Origin of the sequence: Micromonospora sp. NPDC047753, from assembly GCF_040642735.1 — a bacterium.
Lineage (GTDB): Bacteria > Actinomycetota > Actinomycetes > Mycobacteriales > Micromonosporaceae > Micromonospora.
The window spans coordinates 1-3,705 of sequence record NZ_JBEYSL010000591.1 but is presented as its reverse complement, the minus strand read 5'-3'; the positions used below and the strand labels follow the sequence as shown (position 1 = coordinate 3,705).

Here is a 3,705-nt window from a genome sequence, read left to right as displayed (position 1 = left end):
CTGGCACCCGGAGACCGGCGAGATCACCGGAATCGTCCGCGACCTGCGCGGCGTGATCGCACTGGCCAGCTGACGAGGGTCGCGTCGGGTCGACGTGATCGACTCGGGTTCACAGATACCGCGGTGTCCCAGCGAAGGGGACAGCCCGACATCAGGGAACCCGAGTCGATCACACGACGAACCGGTCAGGCGGTCAGGCCACCGGGCTGGTCACCCTTGACCACTGGTGCCCGGACCAGGTTGCCCCACTCGGTCCACGAGCCGTCGTAGTTGCGCACCTGCGGGTAGCCCAACAGGTGCCGCAGCACGAACCAGGTGTGGCTGGACCGCTCGCCGATCCGGCAGTACGCGATCACGTCGTCGTCCGGGCTCAGCCCGAGCTGGTCGGCGTAGATCACCTTCAGCTCGTCGGCCGACTTGAACGTGCCGTCCTCGTTGGCGGCGGACTTCCACGGCTTGCTGACCGCGCCCGGGATGTGCCCACCGCGCAGCGCGCCCTCCTGCGGGTAGTCCGGCATGTGCAGCATCTCGCCCGTGTACTCGCCCGGCGACCGGACGTCGACGAGTGGCCGGCCGGACGCGACGTGCGCCATGACCTGCTCCCGGAAGGCCCGCAGCGGGGCGTCGTCACGCAACGGCACCGGATAGTCGGCGCGCGGGCGAGCCGTCTTGTCGCGGGTCACCTCACGCCCCTCGGCGATCCACTTTTGCCGGCCGCCGTCGAGCAGTCGCACATCGGCGTGACCGAAGAGCGAGAAGACCCAGAGGGCGTACGCGGCCCACCAGTTGAAGTTGTCGCCGTAGAAGACGACGGTGTCGCCCCGGCCGATGCCCTTCGCGGCACACATCTCGGCGAAGCTCGTGGCGTCCAGGTAGTCCCGGGTCACCTGATCGTTCAGCTCCAGGTGCCAGTCGACCTTGACCGCACCGGGAATGTGACCGGATTCGTAGAGCAGCACATCCTCGTCGGACTCGACGACGACGAGGCCCTCATCGCCCAGATGCTCGGCCAGCCACTCGGTGGTGACCAGCCGCTGCGGGTCCGCGTACGACTGGAGGCGGGGATCGGGATCGTTCGGCACAGACATGATCCCCAAGGTACGCCGTTCAGGCGCGTCGGTGGGCTATCCGACCAGCGACGACTGTCACCAGGCAGGTGCCGTCGAGGCCGTGCACCGCGAGGTCGGCCCGCCCGCCCGGACGCAGCGTCGGCGCCACGGCGGTGGCCAGCACCAGCAGGTCGCCACGCTCGGCTGCGGCCCGCAGGGCAGGGTCGGTCAGGTGCTCCGCCAGCACCGCCGTCACCCCGGTACGCAGCAGCGCGTGCACCCGCTCACGCGGGGTCGGGGCGGGCGGCAGCGGCCTGTCGTGCAGCAGACCCGGCCCCAGCGAGCCGGGCCAGCGGCGAACCCGGGCGTTGGCGTACGCCGAACTCAGCTCGGCCAGTGGGCCGACGGCCTCGATCCGGTCGCCACTGACCAGCACGGCGTGGTCGGGCAACGGCTCGCCGTCCGGGTCACGGCGCAGCAGGGCCGCCGTGTGCACTGTGAGCATGATCAGTCGACGAGCGGGCCGAGTTGCGGGCGCTTCGCCGTCACAGTGTCGCCGGACGACCGACCGGTCAGCCGCCGCTTCACCCAGGGGGCGAGGTACTGACCGGCCCACCGCAGGTCGGAAGCGCGGGCGGCCAACCATGGTGACGGCGCCGGGTGCGGCGGAACCATCAGCCACTCCTCGTCGCAACCAACCCCGAGGGCGTTCAGCACCTGCCCGGCGACCCGGCGGTGCCCGGCCGGGGAGAGGTGCAGCCGGTCGGTGCTCCAGAGCATGGGGTTGAGGAACGTGTCGTCGGCGTACAGGTCGACCATGATGGCGCCGTGCCGCTCGGCGGTCTCACCGACCGCCTGATTGAGCAGCTGCACCCGGGGGGCGACGAGGCGTTGGCCGGGCAGTCGGGCCATCACGTCAGCGAACCGGAAGAGGAGCACGTCCGCGCCACCCGAACGCAGTTGCCGGACCACCTCGTCGAAGCGGGCGACCAGCGTGTCCGGGTCGAAGGTGCGCCGCAGCACGTCGTTGCCACCGGCCGCGAAACTGATCAGGTCCGGCTTCATCGCCACGGCGGAGGGCACCTGCTCGGCGACCACGCTGGGGAAGAGCCGGCCCCGGATGGCCAGGTTCGCGTACCGGAAGTCGGGCCCCGCGTCGGCGGCGAGCCGGGTCGCCACCAGGTCCGCCCAGCCTCGGAAAGTGCCGTCCGGGTACGCGTCGTCCATACCCTCGGTGAAGCTGTCCCCGACCGCGACAAAACTGCCCCAGCGCACCCGCGCCTCCTCACGCCACCCGTTGCCTGCGGCGACCAGTCTGTCACCGCAGCAACGCCCGGCACCGCCCCGAATCCACTACGTGTCGGAGGTCATTGCGCGGACGACGACGGGCGGACCGGCCACCCCCGTGAGTGGCCGGTCCCTCATACCCGGTGACGCTGCACCGGGAGCTCAGCCCAGCAGACCACCCCACGGCTGGCCGGCGGGCACCGACGCGGTGGCCAGCACCCGACCGCTGGCGGCGTAACGGACCAGCCGGTACGCCGGCGCGCCGTCCGCCGGCGTCGCCGCGTTGACTTGCACCACCAGACCGCCGTCGGCCAGGACGACCCCGTCGATGGCTTCGCCGTGCCCGGTCGGCTGCTTCCACGCCGGGTCCAGCGGCGCCAGCTCGGTGACGGCCCCGCTGACCGCGTCGATCCGGTAGCTGCGGAACCGCTCGCTGCAGGCACATCCCCCGGGGCTGGTCGTGTGGGCGCTGATCACCAGCGTCCGGCCGTTGCCGGAGATCGCCGCCACTCCGCCGATGACGAGGCCGGCGGGGAGGCGCGGGCTGATCGCACGTCGGACGCCTCGCTCGTCAGCGATCGCCACGGTCTGCGCGCCGACCTGGGCGATCCATCCACCGGACACCGTCGGGCACTTCGGGTGGTGGGTGGCGAGCACCTTCTGCCCGGTCCCGTCGGCGTTGACCGCGATGAGCGTTAGCTCCTTCTCCGGCCCCAGGCCGTACAGCACCCGCCCGGAGTCGAGCCAGCTCGGCGCGCACGTCTGCTGACCCTGGGTCGGGATGACGTGCCGCTTCGTGCCGTCGAACTCGCTGATCACCAGTCGGCGGGCAGAGGCTTCCATCCAGGCTGCCCGTCGGCCGTCCGGCGAGACGGCGAGCGGGCCATTGAGGTTCTTGCTGTTCTCGGGGCGGCCCGAACGCACCAACTGCCAGCTCCCACCGGGGGTACGCCGCCAGATCCGGGCCGGATCGTTCTGCTTCTGGCCGTGCTCCTCAGCGGTGTACCAGGTGAGCTGCGGCCACTGCGTCGAGCCGACCGCCGGGCGGGCCGGCGCGACGGCCGAGGCCGCATCCGGCACGGAGCCGCCCGTGCCGGCGGCCGGGGTGTCACCGGTCGCGGGAACGGCGGTGGCGGCGGCGGTTTCGGTCGGAGCGGGCGTGGTCTTCGGGTCGGCGGTGCCGCAGGCCGCAGCGCCGAACGCCAGAAGCAGCAGTGCGGCGGTACCGGCGAGCGCGCCGGAACGGCGGGCCGAGGCGGGACGGGTGGTGTGGGTGAACGGGCCGAGGTTCATCGTCGTTGTCCTTTGTGGAGGCTTACCGTGCCTGACACCACCCAAGACGAGCGCCTGGCCGTGGCTAGTTGCCGTC

Annotated in this window: 4 protein-coding genes; all 4 read right to left on the bottom strand. The window is 71.8% G+C overall.

Going from position 1 to position 3,705, the window contains the following annotated elements:
- Positions 1 to 185: 185 nt before the first annotated feature.
- Positions 186 to 1,088, bottom strand: coding sequence for a sulfurtransferase (locus ABZ749_RS31480; RefSeq protein WP_357234190.1), 903 nt, complete (start codon positions 1,086 to 1,088; stop codon positions 186 to 188).
- Positions 1,089 to 1,107: 19 nt separating this feature from the next.
- On the bottom strand, positions 1,108 to 1,554 hold the full coding sequence (locus ABZ749_RS31475) for a hypothetical protein (protein WP_357234187.1): 447 nt from the start codon (positions 1,552 to 1,554) through the stop codon (positions 1,108 to 1,110).
- Between the two features lie 2 nt (positions 1,555 to 1,556).
- The gene (locus ABZ749_RS31470) at positions 1,557 to 2,324 is read right to left on the bottom strand and encodes an SGNH/GDSL hydrolase family protein (protein WP_357194723.1); all 768 of its coding nucleotides are present in this window, start codon (positions 2,322 to 2,324) and stop codon (positions 1,557 to 1,559) included.
- 174 nt (positions 2,325 to 2,498) lie between these two features.
- Positions 2,499 to 3,629 (bottom strand): hypothetical protein, encoded by a 1,131-nt coding sequence (locus ABZ749_RS31465; protein WP_357234184.1) that lies wholly within the window; start codon positions 3,627 to 3,629, stop codon positions 2,499 to 2,501.
- Positions 3,630 to 3,705 lie beyond the last annotated feature (76 nt).

Excerpts from the sequence above, each read along its gene's own strand:
- ABZ749_RS31475 (WP_357234187.1), bottom strand. The coding sequence starts at position 1,554 with ATGCTCACAGTGCACACGGCGGCCCTGCTGCGCCGTGACCCGGACGGC.
- ABZ749_RS31465 (WP_357234184.1), bottom strand. The coding sequence starts at position 3,629 with ATGAACCTCGGCCCGTTCACCCACACCACCCGTCCCGCCTCGGCCCGC.
- ABZ749_RS31480 (WP_357234190.1), bottom strand. The coding sequence starts at position 1,088 with ATGTCTGTGCCGAACGATCCCGATCCCCGCCTCCAGTCGTACGCGGAC.